This window comes from Streptomyces sp. NPDC054883, assembly GCF_053610645.1.
The window spans coordinates 132,231-148,487 of sequence record NZ_JBSGYT010000002.1 but is presented as its reverse complement, the minus strand read 5'-3'; the positions used below and the strand labels follow the sequence as shown (position 1 = coordinate 148,487).

13 protein-coding genes, 1 rRNA gene and 1 pseudogene are annotated in these 16,257 nt (G+C 65.1%); 5 read left to right on the top strand and 10 right to left on the bottom strand.

Features of this window, described 5'->3' with window-relative positions; genetic code table 11:
- Nucleotides 1-8: 8 nt before the first annotated feature.
- Nucleotides 9-2,075 carry an ATP-binding protein gene (locus ACWGH1_RS03130; RefSeq protein WP_453353144.1) on the bottom strand — a complete coding sequence of 689 codons (2,067 nt, stop codon included), beginning with the start codon at nt 2,073-2,075 and terminating at the stop codon, nt 9-11.
- A gap of 362 nt (nt 2,076-2,437) precedes the next feature.
- On the opposite strand from ACWGH1_RS03130, the gene rrf reads away from it, so the two are divergent.
- Nucleotides 2,438-2,554, top strand: a 5S ribosomal RNA gene (rrf, locus tag ACWGH1_RS03125).
- Between the two features lie 57 nt (nt 2,555-2,611).
- Here the strand turns inward: rrf and ACWGH1_RS03120 are convergent.
- Nucleotides 2,612-3,589, bottom strand: a complete 978-nt coding sequence (locus tag ACWGH1_RS03120) for a BsuBI/PstI family type II restriction endonuclease (protein WP_453351849.1) — start codon at nt 3,587-3,589, stop codon at nt 2,612-2,614.
- Complete coding sequence (locus ACWGH1_RS03115; protein ID WP_453351850.1) at nt 3,590-5,137, bottom strand: Eco57I restriction-modification methylase domain-containing protein; 1,548 nt, start codon at nt 5,135-5,137, stop codon at nt 3,590-3,592.
- Nucleotides 5,138-5,643: 506 nt separating this feature from the next.
- Between ACWGH1_RS03115 and aspS the strand changes: the two are divergent.
- Together aspS and ACWGH1_RS03105 are read left to right on the top strand one after the other, a co-directional pair.
- Nucleotides 5,644-6,961, top strand: a pseudogene (gene aspS, locus ACWGH1_RS03110) (aspartate--tRNA(Asn) ligase).
- 336 nt (nt 6,962-7,297) lie between these two features.
- Nucleotides 7,298-9,100 carry an ATP-dependent nuclease gene (locus ACWGH1_RS03105; RefSeq protein WP_453351851.1) on the top strand — a complete coding sequence of 601 codons (1,803 nt, stop codon included), beginning with the start codon at nt 7,298-7,300 and terminating at the stop codon, nt 9,098-9,100.
- 428 nt (nt 9,101-9,528) lie between these two features.
- Here ACWGH1_RS03105 and ACWGH1_RS03100 read toward each other — a convergent pair whose 3' ends face one another.
- The 7 genes from ACWGH1_RS03100 to ACWGH1_RS03070 all read right to left on the bottom strand — a co-directional run bounded on the left by ACWGH1_RS03100 (nt 9,529) and on the right by ACWGH1_RS03070 (nt 14,771).
- Nucleotides 9,529-10,053: an ATP-binding protein gene (locus tag ACWGH1_RS03100; RefSeq protein WP_453351852.1), complete on the bottom strand. Its 525-nt coding sequence runs from the start codon at nt 10,051-10,053 to the stop codon at nt 9,529-9,531.
- Between the two features lie 104 nt (nt 10,054-10,157).
- A complete protein-coding gene (locus tag ACWGH1_RS03095) occupies nt 10,158-10,895 on the bottom strand; it encodes a class I SAM-dependent methyltransferase (protein WP_453351853.1) in 738 nt (245 codons plus the stop codon).
- 60 nt (nt 10,896-10,955) lie between these two features.
- Nucleotides 10,956-12,350, bottom strand: coding sequence for a hypothetical protein (locus tag ACWGH1_RS03090; protein WP_453351854.1), 1,395 nt, complete (start codon nt 12,348-12,350; stop codon nt 10,956-10,958).
- A gap of 2 nt (nt 12,351-12,352) precedes the next feature.
- On the bottom strand, nt 12,353-13,117 hold the full coding sequence (locus tag ACWGH1_RS03085) for a hypothetical protein (RefSeq protein ID WP_453351855.1): 765 nt from the start codon (nt 13,115-13,117) through the stop codon (nt 12,353-12,355).
- Between the two features lie 41 nt (nt 13,118-13,158).
- A complete protein-coding gene (locus ACWGH1_RS03080; RefSeq protein WP_453351856.1) occupies nt 13,159-13,743 on the bottom strand; it encodes a CYTH domain-containing protein in 585 nt (194 codons plus the stop codon).
- Between the two features lie 138 nt (nt 13,744-13,881).
- Complete coding sequence (locus tag ACWGH1_RS03075; protein WP_453351857.1) at nt 13,882-14,181, bottom strand: hypothetical protein; 300 nt, start codon at nt 14,179-14,181, stop codon at nt 13,882-13,884.
- Nucleotides 14,182-14,261: 80 nt separating this feature from the next.
- Entirely contained in the window at nt 14,262-14,771 is a 510-nt protein-coding gene (locus tag ACWGH1_RS03070) for a nucleoside-diphosphate kinase (protein ID WP_374775016.1), read from the bottom strand.
- A gap of 407 nt (nt 14,772-15,178) precedes the next feature.
- Here ACWGH1_RS03070 and ACWGH1_RS03065 point away from each other — a divergent pair, with 407 nt between their 5' ends.
- Nucleotides 15,179-15,838 (top strand): NUDIX hydrolase, encoded by a 660-nt coding sequence (locus ACWGH1_RS03065; protein ID WP_453351858.1) that lies wholly within the window; start codon nt 15,179-15,181, stop codon nt 15,836-15,838.
- Entirely contained in the window at nt 15,835-16,248 is a 414-nt protein-coding gene (locus ACWGH1_RS03060; RefSeq protein WP_453351859.1) for an NUDIX hydrolase, read from the top strand. Before ACWGH1_RS03065 ends, ACWGH1_RS03060 begins: the two co-directional genes overlap by 4 nt.
- Nucleotides 16,249-16,257: the final 9 nt, after the last annotated feature.

Sequence of the window (16,257 nt, the reverse complement as noted above, 5' to 3'; positions counted from 1 at the left end):
GATCCAGGCTACTCGCCAGCGATCCGCATAGGGAGGCGGATGCGGAAGGTCGCGCCCCCCAGCTCCCCGTACGCGTCGGCCGCGAGATCCCCATCCTCAACCACCGACCTCCTGCCACACATGTCGGCAACGGCATCACGGACGACTGTCAGGCCGAATCCGGCGCTCTCGTTCTCCGGACCAGTTACGCCCGGACGCCACATGTGTGCGACGTCGACGTCGACAATCCCCGGACCTGAATCGGAGAAGTCGAAAGCCGCGCGGCCCTCCTCAACCCGAGTCCGGACCTGCACGACTCGGTCCCCCAACAGATCGCCGGCACGCGCGAATGAGCTCATGGCATTGGCGGCCAGATTGAAGACGATCGCTTCCAGGTCCGACACTGCGGCCGCGACATGGATCGGCTCGTCCCAGTACTCCTCGTTGATAGAGATGCCGCGTCGCTCCAGCTGGGGGCGTACCGCGCCCAAGGCACGGCTGACCACTTCGTTCAGATCGGCGATGTCGACGCGGAAACCATCTCCCCGGGCCGCTCGTGTAGCGATTCCCACAAGGTCGATCACCCCGCGACCTACTTCGCTGGCATCGCTTCCAGCTGCTGTCTCACGCCCGAACGCGGAAGCAAGGATCCCAGCAGTGGCGAGGGACCGGTACAAGAGGTGCTCCGGTCGCATCGCTGGCAAGGGTGCCTCGTCGCGCTGCGCAGGCAGACTCGGCGCTAGCGTCAACAGCTCCGGCTGCGATGCCGTCTCCCAAGCCCTACGGTCGTCCGCCGAGCTCCTGGGCGTCTCGGGGCGGTCCGTGACCGGGACAGGCGCGGGACGCTGGGCAGGCGAAGGACGCTGGGCGGGCGAAGGAATCCCGAGCTTCTCACCGTCTCGGATCCTCTTTCGTTCCCTTGCCGCCCACTCTGTGGCGCCTCGGGCAAAATCACGGAGTTCAATGAACGCGACGTTCTCCTGGAACCCCATCCGGTCTGTCTTCGGAATGAGAAGGCCATCCGGGTCATCGACCGATACACGCCCGATGCTGTTGTTGGTGGAGGGGCGAAGTTGCGGGTTACGGGCCCTCAAGAGGTTCAGGTCTAGCCAATCGAAGCCCTGATCACCGTAGGGATGCACACGCAGGCCTCGGTGGAAGAGGTGAACGCCACCGACAACCTTGAGCCACGGACGCAGGGCAGTGAACTGATTCTTCGAGCCACGAAGTTCGAACGAGCGCTTGTCCAGCAGGAACATCCACAGCTCGAAGGAAGCCGCTGGCGCTTGATACCTCAGAGGGGGCTGGAGTCGCCCTCCGCGGCTATCCGGCGCGATGTCGACGTGCTCCCCTCGGGTGATTACGCGGCCTTTCCAGTCGTAGAGGACGGTACTCGCGTACCCCTCTTCGTCGAGATTGGCTTCGAGCTTGTATTCATACTCGTCGAAGAAACTTCGATTTACTGCGTCCGAGACCCGATCGAACTGGGGCGCAATGAGCGTCGCGGTGAAACCTGTGTCCTCATCATTGAAGAACCCGGTGACCAAGCGCATGGCACGAGCAAGCCGATCCATCTGCTCTTTCTCGAAACCCTGCCGCAACTGGTGCACAGTCAATGAGGTGCCGGGCTTCTTCGATGTTGCCTGCGTGACAACCGTGAGCTCGACCTCTTCGACCGAGCCAACCGACTCGTAGTCGGACCAGTCGATGACGAGCCTGTGCTCTACGCCGGGCTCGCTACGCGGGCGGGACAGCAGCTCCACCCGGCGCCCAAGGCGCAGTGCCGCCAGGCGGCCCAGCCCCTTCTCACCGATGCGACGACGCTTGGAGTGGCTGTCTGTTGCACCGGACTTCTGCGACCTCCCAATAAGGAGGAAGCCCTCGCGGATGTCCTCGGCCGTCATGCCGTCGCCGTCATCCTCGACCACAAGGGTGCCGCCGGCTTGGGTGGCGTTGTGGAGCTGAACGATGGCCTTCGTCGCATCCGCGTCGTAGGCGTTGCGGACGAGTTCAATCACCCCGAGGTCGGGGTGCGGGATCAGCTCCTCCCCAAGGCGGATCAGGATCTCCGGCGCAAAGCGCAGATGCGTGTTCAAGCGTCCTCCTTCAGGTCAGATCCGCCCGCGTCACAAGATCTCGGGAGGCACGCAGCGTAGCCACCTGTACGCACAGCGCAGGCCGATTGGCTAGATCACCTCGCTACCCAGCGGCACACTTGGCCGGTTCTCACCCACTACCGACACACGGACCACGACCGTCAGGCCGTCACCTGCCACTTCGGGACCTCCGGGAGCCGTGGGCGACCAGCCCATCGGCCGGCCGGAACGCCGTCGCCAGCCGCCTCCGGGCCAGCCCTGTCGGCCTTCGCGGCAGGACAAGCCAGGTGCACAGCGGCCACTATCCGCCTGTATACTCAGCCAACGAAAGCGCTTCTACGCTAGGAAGTGCTCACCAGATTTTCGGTGACCATAGCGGCGAGGAAACGCCCGGTAACATTTCGAACCCGGAAGCTAAGCTTGCCAGCGCCGATGGTACTGCGAGGGGGACCTCGTGGGAGAGTAGGTCGTCGCCGAATTAAACCCGAAGGGGCCGTTCCGCAATTTTGCGGAACGGCCCCTTTTTTGCCTCGATCCTAGCTGTACGGACCCAAGAAGCGCTCACCGTTAAAGTGAATCAGATGTGTGGGGTTATCCGCGCACCAGACATCCGTCTCCCAAGCGATTTCCTTCAGATACTTACGCAGCTCAGCACGCGACGGCAGCGCTGAGATGAAGACGAGGCCAGCCGATGAGCCTCGGAAGAGTTCGCTGAGCTCCCTGTGCCTCTTGGCATCCACCGGTCCATGGGAGGACGCTGCTTCAATCAGGACGAGCCAGTTCCGATCCCGAAGAAATACCACGACGTCCGGCATTTTTCCATGTGAATCGACCTCCACACCGAGCTCAGCGAGTGAACCTTCTTCGAAGATCGCCCACTTGTTGTCGGCATCACCAACATAGAGCACTTCACCATTGGGCGTGTACCGCTCGCAGAACTCGTTTATGATCTGCACGATCAGGGTGTTCTGACCACCGGGACTGAGGTCGATCTTCTTGCCCCCGGGAAGCTGGACCGGAATCCTATTCATCTCCCGCTCCCGCGCGTACAACGCCTGAAGACCGGGACGCTCTGCAAGGTACTCGGCAAGACGCTCATCGAACCCCTCCTGCCCGAACGATGTAATGAGGCCATAGGCAGCGGGCTCTATCTGATAGCACCACTTCGGCGAGTTCACCGGCCGGTCCGGCTGATCTGGATTCTGCACAACGAGGCCGGCATCGACGAACTGGTGCAGCGTGAACCGGCGAATTGTCTCGCGGCTGTTTGCAGCGTAATCCTTCTCGTAGAAGTCGCGCAGCCACTGCATGATCTGCACAGTCCGAAGCATGGACCGTTCAGCTTGCGTCCAGTCCTGATCAGGGCCAAGTTCCAGAAGGGCTAGGAGCACATAGGCCGAGCGCTCATTGGAGCGCTCCGCGTCGAAGCCAAGAAGCTGGAGAATCCTACGGGCCTCCGTAAGTTTATTTTCACGCGCGCCTCCATCAAATTCAATAACGGTCTGCTCGGTCATCTAGTTTTCAGTCTCCGCTTTCTCGATATTCCACTCGACGACTTCGTCGATCTTTTCCTGCCCCAGCCAGACACCACTATCCCAGCCCCGCCCCATTTCGGAGAGTTGCTCTCGACTTGGATAGCGAAGATTCCGCAGGTCTGTAGCATTTACCTGAGTGTGGCCGCTAAACCGTCGAACGAACCGATCCAGCAGCGTTGAATTCAGCCACAGACAAAGGCCCCTCGCAACGTCTTCAGGCAAGCCTTCCCCACCCTCGTGGAAGACGTTCACATGATTCTCGAATCCAATTCGGTCGCAAGGAACCTGGCTCGGATCGAAAACGGCAGCCACGACGCGACGCTTCTCCTCTTTGGAGGAGAGGCGCTTCACTACGACGTAATAACCGCGAGGGAACGTCATCTTCTCGGTGTCCCCGTTTAGCATGATGGCGTTGTTCTTCTTCGCGCCCGGTACGGGCCAAGAAATGCCACCCTCGCGCATATGCAAGGGGTAGATCAGAGGAACAGATCCAGGGACGGGGTCAGGCCGGAGGTGCTCCTTACTGCGGAAGTCGACCACACGCCCAGTAGAGACCTGAAAGCGAAGGTCAGCTAGGGCGGCCGGCAGGCTGGCATGGGCCTGCGCTAGCTGCGTGTCCTCTTCGTCGGCGCTGATGTGAATAAAGAATTCTCGATCCTCCGGGTGGACCATCTCCGCATAACGAACACTGCGGCTTCGAATCTCGCTCGAGTAGCTCTTGCTGGTCGAAACCGTTACCGGGCCGCGGCCACTTGCATCGGTGCGCGTCGCCGAGAAGATGACATTCTCTTGCAGCACATCAGTGTCGGCGAAGACCTTGTTGCGAGCTTCGAATACATGCACATGATCGAGGTGCATTCGGTCCAGGAAATACTTCCGGAACGGTCGGAAGTAAGGTCCGTTAGCAAAGCTCCGAGGCGTGATCGCCACCAACTGGCCGCCAGGCGCCAGCAGATGAACACCAAGCGCCATGAAGGCCGAGTAAAGATTCGACGTCTCGGTGCATTTCTCGGTGACCGCCCTGCGCTCCCGCGAGTTTGCAGCGAGTTTCTTATAGGGCGGATTCATGATCACCAGGTCGAAACGCTCTCGCGTCTCAGCGAACAAGCCTTCGTCCTCGGTCGCCCACGCGATGAAGTCGCCAGGTACTAGGTTCACCTCGACCGAACCGCCGACTGCTTCCGCTGTGCTGACGCAGTCGGCGAGCGTGGCAGCCAGAGTCGCATGCATCTGCGGATCCACCTCGCATGCCGTGACAGAGATGTGCGACCGCGGTTGCTCGCGCAAGATCCGCATGACAAGGGATGCCGTGAGGGAGCCGGCACCAGCACCAGGATCCAGAACGCGGATCGTCTCAGACGCTTCCAACCTGGCGAGGGAGGCGATGAAGTCCGCGGCAGGGGCAGGGGTGAAGTACTGACCGAGCTTCGCACGCTGCTTAGCGTCCAACGCCGAGGACGATTCCTGCCTGCGCGCTTCCGTGCGGATCACAAGATCCGTTACCGCTGCTGGTGCTCCTGTTGCCATAGACACAGCCTAGCCAGCAGTGGCTCCGGTCCTGCGTGCCTGTGGATAACACGAGGGGCTGGCGTTCGTGGCGAGCCATGGGGAGCGGGTTACGACCCGAACGGGTTTCGAAGATCATGGCCGACCATGGGCGAGGCGATGGTGCAGGTAGGGGCCTAGACGAAGGCGTGATTCAGCCAGGTCGCATACCAGCGCCGTGATTCCGTTGCAGGGGATTTACATGGTCCCTATCCTCGTGGGCAACGCGTAGACGGAGACGAGTAGCCGAAGTGCACGCGAGCAGAGAGAGCCGCCGGTAGCTGGGAAGGCGGACTCGCGCCCGAGGTGAAGACCCTCCTGAGCGCGGGGAGGAACAGCCGCCTGGCCCAATGCCCCGCCGGTTCGCCCCCGTCACAGGGCTGAATGAGGCCGCTGCCGTCGGGTGGCGGCGAAAGTGCGGTGGTACCGCGAGTTCCCTTCTCGCCCGCACGCCCAAGGGATCATGACGACGCCCCTGGAGGGCTGCGATGATCCACACGACGAGCCGCGTTCTGACCTCTGAGCTACGCGGCCACATCGACCAGACCGTCTCCGTGTCCGGCTGGGTGAACGCACTCCGGCTGCAGCGCAAGATGCAGTTCGTGATCCTGCGCGACCACTCCGGCATGGTCCAGGTGACCCACAAGCGCGACGGCAGCCCGCTGGAGGAGCTGCTCGAGTCCCTCACCCCGGAGTCCGCCGTACGGATCACCGGCCGCGTCGTGGACGCGGCCCAGGTCAAGCTTGGGGGCCTGGAGCTCGTCCCCGAGTCGGTCGAGGTGCTGAACCTGGCCGAGACGCCGCTGCCGATCGACGAGCACACCGGGCCTGAGTACCGGCTCGACTGGCGGTTCCTCGATGTCCGCAAGGGGAAGACCGCGCAGATGGTGTTCGCCGTGCAGACGACCCTGGAGCAGGGGCTGCGTGAGTACGCCGTGGAGCACGGCTGTACCGAGATGCACACGCCGAAGCTGATGGGGACGGCCTCGGAGTCCGGGGCGGAGGTGTTCAAGCTCGGGTACTTCGACCGGTCGGCGTACCTGGCGCAGTCGCCGCAGTTCTACAAGCAGATGGCCGTGGCCGCCAGCATCGACCGGGTCTTCGAGATCGGCCCCGTCTTCCGGGCCGAGCCGTCGTTCACCTCCCGGCACGCGACCGAGTTCACGGGCGTCGACGTCGAGCTGTCGTGGATCGATGACGTCGAGGACGTGATGGCCTTCGAGGAGCACATGCTCGCCCACACCATCGCCAAGGTCGCCGAGGCCCACGGTGATCGGATCCGCGAGGTCTTCGGGGTCGAAGTCGCGGTGCCGGAGGCGCCGTTCCCGCGGATCACGATGGCCGAGGCGCAGGAGGTCCTGCGGGCCGGCGGCTGGGACCCCGAGGGGCTGAAGGAGGACCTGGACCCGGACGGTGAGCGACGGATCGCCGCGCACATAAAGGGGCAGACCGGACACGAGTTCGCATTCATCACGCACTACCCGGCGAGCATCCGGCCCTTCTACCACATGCGCCCTGCGGACCGGCCGGACCTGACCCTCAGCTTCGACCTGCTGTGGAAGGGGCTGGAGGTCACCACCGGCGCCCAGCGCGAGCACCGCTCCGACGTGCTGCTGAAGCAGGTGGAGGAGAAGGGCATGAACACCGAGCCCATGCAGGACTACCTGAACATCTTCCGCTTCGGCTGCCCGCCCCACGGCGGCCTCGGCGCCGGCCTCGGACGGATCCTCATGGTCATGCTCGGCCTGGACTCCATCCGCGAGGCATCCTTCCTCTTCCGCGGGACCAAACCGTCTCACTCCCTGACCGCGCCGTGCGCACTGCGGCTCTTGGCGGTGAGGTTCCAGACGAGGGTCGAGCAGGAACACGTGTACGCGGATCCCCACAGGGTCCCTTCGCTGGACTCGCACCTCTCTGGATCGGTCTGATTCGGTCAGATCCGCGCACGACTTCAACGAGCCATCTCCGCAAGACATAGGATGATGCGTCTGGGAGATCTTCGTCCCAGTCAATGGCTGTGGGACGCTGAGGCAGCTCGTGGCTGACCCTCGGTGCAAGGGAACGGAGCGGCTGAGAACGGTGCACATGCACAGCTTCACCGTGTGTGGATTCCGATCCCTAGAGGATGTACGCGACATCCCCGTGAGCACACCGACCATCCTCGCCGGGCAGAACGACGGCGGTAAGAGTGCCGTGCTCGCCGCTCTCGCATTCCTTGTGGGGAACGAACAGCTGGCCGAGGACGACCGCACGTACGCGCTTACTCCTTCTGCCGATGCGGAGGACGTGGCATCCCTGTCGCGATGCTCGACTACCTGGGTGGAAGGGCTGTTCACTCTCGACGCTTGGGAGCAAGAAGAGTTCGGCCTTCCCGCGGAGCTGCGTGTACGGAGACGCTCTACTGCTGACGAGGCACCCGTCCTGGAATGCTGGGCGCCACTGGCGGACGATGATCGACTACGCGACACCTCCAAGCTGTCCCTTACAGAGGTCAGGACGCTGGCCAAGGAATTCCTGCCCGACCTGACGTCCATCAAGCGCGGCGACATCGAGCCGGCGTTGCGCAAATACGGCATGGCCCACGCCTCGACGGCGGCGTGGGTTCCCGCTCCGAAGGGTATGGACCGCAGGCTGCCCCGACTCATGCCGTTCGATGGGAAGACGGCTGATCCTGATGGTGCCGTCAAGACGGCACTGATGGGGCGCTTTCAGGCCCACATGGCCGACCCCACGCTGCAGGGAAGTCTGCAGACGATCGAAGACGGCATCAAGGATCGACTCCAGAACGACGCCAAGTCCCTGTGCGAGCACATTCAGAGCCGCTGCGATGACTTGGCTGAGGTGTACGTCGAGCCCGAGGTCTCCTTCACCCATAGCCTCCGGGGCACTCCGCTACGCATCGCGCGCACCAAGGGTGAAGCCGTGGGCCTCAACCGCTCGGGTCTAGGTAGCGGTCGCCGCATCTCTCTTGCGATTTGGGAGTGGAACAGCCGGCTACTCGCGCAAGAGGAGCTCGGCGACGTCGACCACACGGCCGAGCCAGACTCGGCCGAGGATGCCCCACCGCCCGTGCAAACGATCGTGATCTACGACGAGCCGGACACGCACCTCGACTACGGCCACCAGCGCAAGATCATGCAGCTGATCAAGGACCAGAGTGCCCTGCCTCATGTCAACGTCATCGTGGCCACCCACTCTATGAATCTGATCGACGGCGTCGACATCGCCGATGTCGTCCACCTGCGGTTGGAAGACGGGCGAACGCTGATAGAGCGGCTGGGGGCTGACGCCCACGACGAGATTGACGGCCATCTGGGACGCATTGCGGCAGCAGTGGGCTTGCGCAACTCCGTACTCCTGCATGAGCGCTGCTTCTTGGCAGTCGAAGGTGAGACCGAGCAACGGGTGATCCCTATGTTGTTCGGGCTATCCGAGGGGCAGTCCCTGCAGTCGGCTGGCGTCGCTCTGTGGGCGTGCTTCAACAACGAGGGGGCACTGCATCTGGCCCGCTATCTGGTCGAGCACGAGCGCTCCGTGATGCTCATGGTGGATGCCGACAGCCGCAACTTGCCGAAGGGGCTCTTCAAGGCGGCTCGTCTCCAACAGTTCTTCGGCAATGCCGTTGACGATGTGGTCCGCTTCGTCGGCGAACCGGAGTCGTTCAACGAGTTGGAGGAGCTGTTCTCGGACGACCTGTGGGCCACAGCCGCGAATGACCTCTGGCCGAAGGACGAGCCCTGGACAGCGAGCGACTTCGCAGCTCAACGTCCCTGTCAGAAGTTCAGCAAAGAGGTGCTGAACATGCTTCGCCAGGGAAGCCTCAATGGGCCCAGCGGAAAGCCCGACATGATGTTCGAGCTGGTGACTACGCTGACCAGCCCGGATCAGGTCCCTGCACAGCTGCGAGAGATCTTTAGCGAGGTCAGAAAGCTGGCCGCAGGCTAAAGGCGCGTAACACCGCCCTAGCCTCGCCAGTCTTGCGTTTCCGCCGTGCAAGCATGCGCTCCTTCCGCTGCTCCAACGTCGGAGGCTCCCACTTGTGCCACCCCACCGGCGGCTTCCACCGCTGTGCGTGCTCCCGCGCCTCTATCCCGCACCAGCGGCAGCCACCTGGAGCAGGAATACGCTGGTCAGAGGCATTTTGCTCGTCAGTCATCAGTCTCCCTCCCCGCAAAAGATTCTTCCCTATGACACTGACATCACCCCTGCTTCCCGGCGGGCCATTTCACCCTAAAACGGATGAAATGAGCTAACCACTCACGGGCTCTGAGCGCGGCCCCATGTGCGCTCCATCATTACGACCTGAGTCCCGCACGGAGACCCCCCGTTTCTGTGTTGCGTTCCACGTCGGCCTTGTCGCAGTGCGCCATCGTCTAGAGCTCCCGTAGCGCCGTCAGGACCTGCCCCAGCAGGAGTGGGGTCGTCTCCTGCCGGCCGCTGCACTGATCGCCGAGGGCCTCTCTCGGCCGGGCCGGGATCTCGGCCCACACGAACTTTCCAGGGTGCGGGTGCCTGGGGTAGTAGCCCCAGCGGCTGGCCATGGCTGAGGTGAGGAGGAGGCCGCGGCCTCCGGTGGCGCTGTCACTCGGTGTTCGGGGTGTTGGCGGGTGGGGGTCGTTGTCGCCGACGAGCAGAACGATCCCTGCGTGGGCTGGCCAGAGCCTGAGCAGGATCGTGCCGAGGCCTGCCGGGTCGGGGCCGACGGTGTCAGGTCGGCGTGTGTGTCGGATGGCATTGGTGGCGAGCTCCGAGACGAGGAGACGGGCCACCTCTGTTCCCTCGGCGGGGAAGCGCCAGCTTCGGAGAACGTCGACCGTGTGGCGGCGGGCCCAGGCTACGGCGTTGGGTGTGGCCGCGAGCGTGAGATCACTGACGGGCGGCGGGAGGGGCTGGCTCATGCGGGTGGCTCCCACGGCAGCGTGGCCGGGTGGTGTGTGGTGTTCCGTGGATAGCGGGCAGGGCGGCGGGAGGGGCGCCTCCCGGGGGCTCGCCGGTTCTCGGGCTACTTCGTCGCAATCACGTAGACGCTGCCCCAGCGACGCTTCGGGTTGGCCATGGTGGGGTTGAAGGTCCACGGCTCGACGGTGGTGAAGCCGGCCTCGGTGAAAAGCTGGACGAGCTTCTCGTGGTCGTAGGCCCACAGATGCTGGGTGTACGTGGGGTCGTCGTCCTGGTCGCGGAGGACGAGGTTGACGAGGTCGAGCTGGGTGTTGATGTCGCCGAGGCAGTTCCGCTTGGCGTACCAGCGCTCGATCACCTCGGCGGAGGTGTCGAGAGAGCCGGGGTAGCGGCTGAGGGCGAAGGCGGCGTCGGGGACGCCCGTGATGATCTTGCCGCCGGGCGCAAGGACGCGGTGTGCCTCGGCGACGTAGTGCTTGGCGGAGCGGGGGTAGTCAATGTGCTCCAGGAAGTGCTCGGAGAACAGCGTCTGGGCGGTGTTGTCGCGCAGAGGGATGCCCTCGCGGATGTCCCAAAGAAGGTCGGCCGGCGGGACGGCGTCGATGTTGAAGAAGCCGTCGATCCGGTGGGCGCCGCCGCCGATCTGGACCTTGGCAGGCTTGTGGTCGATCCGGCCGGTGGGCCAGGCGCGCCGGCTCGTGTGGTGGTAGCGGTTGAGTTCGATCTCGCGGGCGGCGGCGCGGAGGCCGCGGGCCAGCCCGTGGGTGGTGGCCGGGTCCTCGAGGAGGGAGGCGATCTGCTCGCCGAGGAGGTCGACCGAGGGCATGCCGGAGGTGCTCATGACAGGACTCCTGATCATGAAAGGGTTGGGGTGAGGTGGTGCTGTGGGTGAGGTGCAGGGTTACGCGGCGCTGGGCGCCGGAGCGGTCCACTGCTTGTTGCGCATCAGCGTGTACTTGATGTCCACCAGACGCGGGGCGATGGTGAGGGAGAGCTCCTCGGCCGGGTGGAGGTGGCCGGTGTCGTCCTGCTCGGCGCGCCAGATGCGGTAGGCCAGGTTGGGGTAGGCCGGGTTGATGCCGATCTCGCCCTTGGGCATCGTGCCGTTGAACGGGGCGACGATGTCCATGTGGTTCCAGTAATTCCAGGCTTGCAGCGCCTTGTACTGGTCGAAGTAGAAGTAGAAGTCGGGGTAGCGGCCGAAGGTACGCAGCTCCCGGTGGATGAGGTGGCCCAGGAGCGGGCCGAGCTGGGTGGCGAGGGCGTCGAACTCCCAGCGGGTGTGGTGCCAGGCTTCGGGGATCTCTCCGGGGGTGAAGAGCCGTGCGGCCACGAGGTGGCTGATGCGCTCGACGAGGTACCTGGCGGCGTGCTCGGGGTCGATGGCGGGATCGACACGGCGGAGGAGCGTGGCCAGCTCGTCGGGCCGGGGGCGGAACTTCGCGAGGTCGAACTTGCCGGACAGAGCAGGGAAGGAGGCGAACAGCAACTCCTTGTAGAGCCAGTTGTTCAGCTCCCCCAGTTCCGCCAGGCGGCGGGTGTGGCGCGAGGTGGAGTGGAGCATCAGGTACTCCGCCACGGCTTCGAAGTAGAGGTAGCCGAGGATCGGCAGGCGGGGGATCGTCTCGTCGAGCTGCCGGAGGAAGGCTTCCGGGGCGATGGCCGTGCCCTGGTAGGCCACGGCGGCAGCGGTGGCGAGGAAAGCGGCCGAGTTCTTGACGCGGGCCACGACGGTCTCTCGGAGCTGGTGCCGCTCGCTCTTGCTGAGCAGGTATTCGAGGTGGCTGTAGATCTGCAGATGGATGAGGCCCAGCCGGAGGTAGTCGATGCCGGCCAGCCCTCGGTACGACTCCGGCGGTGTGTCGATCTCGATGATCAGTGGGGTGGGCCTGCGGTCGGTGATGCCGAGCTTGGCCAGGAAGGCCGGCGCCTCCCTGGTCAGGACGTACGAGGCCAGGTTGTGCATGCGGAAGCCCTGCTCGGTCGGGGTGAGCGGGGCGCAGTAGATGCTTCCGACGAGGCAGCCGCCGGAGGGGTAGAGCATGCCCTCCTGATTGATCTCCTCCAGCGCGTGGGTGACGTGGAGGAGGTGCAGCTTGCCCTCGCCGCTCAGGGCGTCGAAGAGGGCGTTGCGGCGCAGCAGCTGCCCGTTCGGGGTGTCCTCCGCGAGGCGGTGGTCCCATGCGGCGGACTGGGCAGTGAGCGGGTCGACGGGATCGGCAGGGCTGGGGATGAGGCCGCTGCCGTAGAAGGCGTGGGCGTCGGCCCACAGGTGGTAAGCGTCGAGGAAATCCATGGTCACACCAGCCCTGCCTGGGCCAGCGCGAAGCGGACGGCCTCAGGGCTGCTGGCCCCTGCCAGGTGGGCCTTCTCGGAGGTGAGGACCAGGTCGAAGGCCAGGCCGCGGTACTGGTCGAAGGCCGGCTCGCGGACGTGCCGGGCGTCCGGCCACCAGGTGGCCTTCGGGAGCCGGTACCGGTCGAGGGCATCGGCGGCCTTCAGGATGTCCGCCAGCGACTCCGCCTTCGAGTGGTCGTGCCAGTCGTCGGCGGTGAAGGCGTCGTACGGGACGTCGTGCAGGCGGACGGCGGTCGCCGCCTGCGCGATCCGGCGGGGGGTGGCTGTGAGGCCGAAGTGGCCCCACACGGTGTCTGCGTTCGCGGCGAGCCAGATGGCCGCCCGGGCGCCGTGCCCCTGGTCGTCCTTGTCGTGACGACGCTGGCAGTCGTGGACGGCCGCGGCCACGACCACCGTGGCCATGTCGGCGTCGTCGAGCCCGTGGCTGTCGGCGAGTACGGCAGCCAGTGCTGCCGTACGCATGCTGTGACGGACGCCGTGGATCGAGGTGTACAGGCGAGGCGTCGCCATCCAGGCGGCTGGCAGCGCGGACTGCTTCAGTAGACCCCGCGCGGCCGAAGCCAAGGCCGGCTGCGCTGTCGTCGTGAAGTCAGGCCGGTTCTCTTCGATCCACTCGACGGTGGCCCGGTCCATGTACTGGTGGAGCGGCAGCTGCCGACGGGCAGCCTGGTCGATCAGGGTTGCGGTTGCTGGGGTCGTGCTCATGTGTGCCCACCCCCTTTGGTGGTCTCCGCGGTGACGTGCTCCTACCTGAGGGGCGCGGCTTGCTGCTCGCGCTCCTTCCGCTCCTGCTCGGCGGCCTCGAAGGCAGCGGTGAAGTCGGCCAGCTCCTGCTCGGTCATCAGCGTGACGCCCAGCTCCGCCGCCACATCCATGATCTTGGCCGTTGCTTCGTCGCGGGCGGCGTCCGAGGCGGCGTCGTCGAGCAGCACCTCGAACTCGGCGTGGTAGCCCCATGCCTCGCTCCACTTGACCGCGATCTCGACGCCGCCGAAGCGGTAGTTGTGCCGGAAATTGAACGCCTCGTGCATGGCGGCCTCGAAGCCGAGGCTGTTGAACACCTTCACCGCGGCGGACACGTCGGCGGGGGCGATTGCGAACTCCGTCTCCGCGAATGCGGAGCCCTGTCCAATCTTGCTCCCCTTGAGGGTGATCTTGGCGGTGCCGGCGGCGGTGTTGTCGGTGACCTTCAGCAGCTGGTTGGGCAGCACGTAGAAGTAGATGTGCTTGTCGTCGTTGCCGAGGTCCTCGCCATCCGCCTTCAGGCGGGCGACCAGCTGGTCGTGGGACTCCTTGGGGAAGCGGGCCCGCATCTCGATCTCGATGGCCACGGGGTGGTGTCTCCTCGTTTCAGGCATGGCGAAGCCAGCCGGACCCTGCCGTGGGGGCCCTGTCCGGTTGGCCACGCGCTGTGAAATTGGTGCTCAGGGTGGTCGGTGTGGCTGGGCCGGGGCCCCGCCGCTTGTGTGTCAGCCCAGGTCGCCGAAGCGGGCCTGGACCACACCGGAGTGCAGGTACGTGGGCAGCTGGACGCCGCCCACCGACGAGCGGCTCGTGGCGACCTGCTCCTCCGTCTCGCTGGGGAAGCCCTCCAGGAGCCGGAGGCACTGCTGGACCCACTCACGGGACGCGGGCCAGTTGCCCAGATCGCGGTGGCGTACCGCCAGGGCGTAGGCGGTCTCGGTCGCCGCCCAGAGGTCGCTCACCAGCTCACGCTGGAAGATCGACTCCAGTTCGTCGGTGGAGGCCAGGCGGGTCTGGTTGGTCATGGTGCCCTCTCAGATCAGACGGTCGTACCCCAGTGGTGTTCAACGCGTCGGCGTCCCACCGGTGACGCCGCACTCCGCCGTCAGTACGTGTAGATCTCGGCCAGCGTCTTGTAGTCCTGCAGCTCGTCCTTGTCGAACCACAGCTCCACCTCCTGCTTGGCCTCCTCCGCGTTGCCGGAGGCGTGCACGAGGTTCGCGACCGCCTTGCCGGAGGCGATGCTGGCCGCGGCGCTGTAGTGCGACAGGTCGCCTCGCACGGTGCCGGCGGGGGCCTGGTTCGGGTAGGTGCTTCCCACGATCTTGCGGACCGTGGCGATGGCGTCGTAGCCCTCCAGGACCAGGGCGATGACCGGTCCCTGCTGCATGAATGTGGAAGTGACGTTGTAGACCTCCGCCCCGAGTCGTTCTTCCAGGTCGAAGTAGTGGCGGCGAGTGAATTCCTCGTCCATCCACTTCATCTTCGTTCCGACGATCTTCAGTGCGGCGTCCTCGAATCGCGTGATGATCCTGCCTGCCAGGCCACGCGCCAGCGCATCGGGCTTCAGCAGGACGAGCGTGCGCTCCACGGTGTGTGCCTGATCCTCGGGCATTGTCTCCCTTTCGCCTTGCTAGCAACCGGAGATGACGGGCGATCAGCCGTCACCTCCTGAGGTTACCGGCGTCGGCGAAGGGGCCAGGACGAGCAGCGGTGCCACGTGGCGATCAGAGGCGAATGCGGCCTCTGCCGAGACTGGATCAAGGAATCGAATTCAGCCAACTTCCCTGTCCCTCCTATCCAAAGCGAGCGCACATCTAAAATCTCCCTGTGGTCGTCCGGCGCCCGTGCGCCTCTCGGTAGGGCCCTGCATCCGGAACGTCGATCAGGTGATTCCTTGCCCCGGTGACTCCGATTCTTCCGGGGCGCGCGCGGCGCGACCATGAAGCGCCAGTGCAGTTGGAGTGCACCTTCGGCACGCGGGTTCCTGCACCGAGAGCGGCGACGACGAAGGGGCGGCGCGTGGAGGTCATCGAGCTCTGGAGCGGGCGGTACGCATGCATCCTCCAGTCCGCGCTCCGGCTCACCAACGAGCAGTTCGCTGCCCAGCTCGGCATCGCCGTCCGAACCGTCGCGGCCTGGCACGCCGACCCCGCCGTCGTGCCGCGCAAGGAGATGCAACAACTCCTGGACTCAGCGCACGAACAGGCCCCGCCGGCAGCCCGTCAACGGTTCTCCCTCCTGGTCGCGAACGAACACCGACCTGCCGCGCCGAGTCCCGCCGGCGCTCAGGCGCTCCGGGTCGCCATCGCTGTGGTCAGCCGTGACGATCAGATCCTGCTGGTGTGCCGACGGCACGACGACGCGTCGGGCATCACCTGGCAGTTCCCCGCCGGCGTGATCAAACCCGGCGGCAAGGCCGAGACCACCACGGTGCGGGAAACCCTGGACGAGACCGGGGTCCACTGCGCCGTACGCGAGCACCTGGGCAGCCGCCTCCACCCGGTGACCGGAGTGCTCTGCGACTACTTCCACTGCGAGTACCTGGCGGGAGAGGCTGCCAACGCCGACGCCGAGGAGAACGCGGACGTCATGTGGGTTCCGAAAAACTCCCTCACCCGGTTCATCCCCGTCGATACGATCTTCCCACCCATCCTGGCAGTCCTGGAGGAGCAGACGTGACGCAGCAGAACGCTGAGGAACGACCGGGCATCGCCGCGGCCATCGTGGTGTACGAGGGCCGCGTGCTCATGGTGCGGCGCCGGGTCAGCGAGGGCCAGCTCTCCTGGCAGTTCCCCGCCGGTGAGGTCGAGCCGGGCGAATCCCGCGAGGACGCCGCCGTTCGCGAAACCCAGGAGGAGACGGGCCTGACCGTGAAGGCGGCCAAGCTCCTCGGCGAACGGGTCCACCCGGCCACCGGCCGGCTGATGTCCTACACCGCTTGCGAGGTCATCGGCGGCCGCGCGCACGTCGCGGACACCGAAGAACTGGCCGAGCTTGAATGGGTTAGCCACGCAGAGATCCCGCAGCGCGTCCCCTACGGCCTGTTCGAGCCGGTGCAAGACCACCTCGATGCGGCCCTGAACCGCTGACGAGGCGGA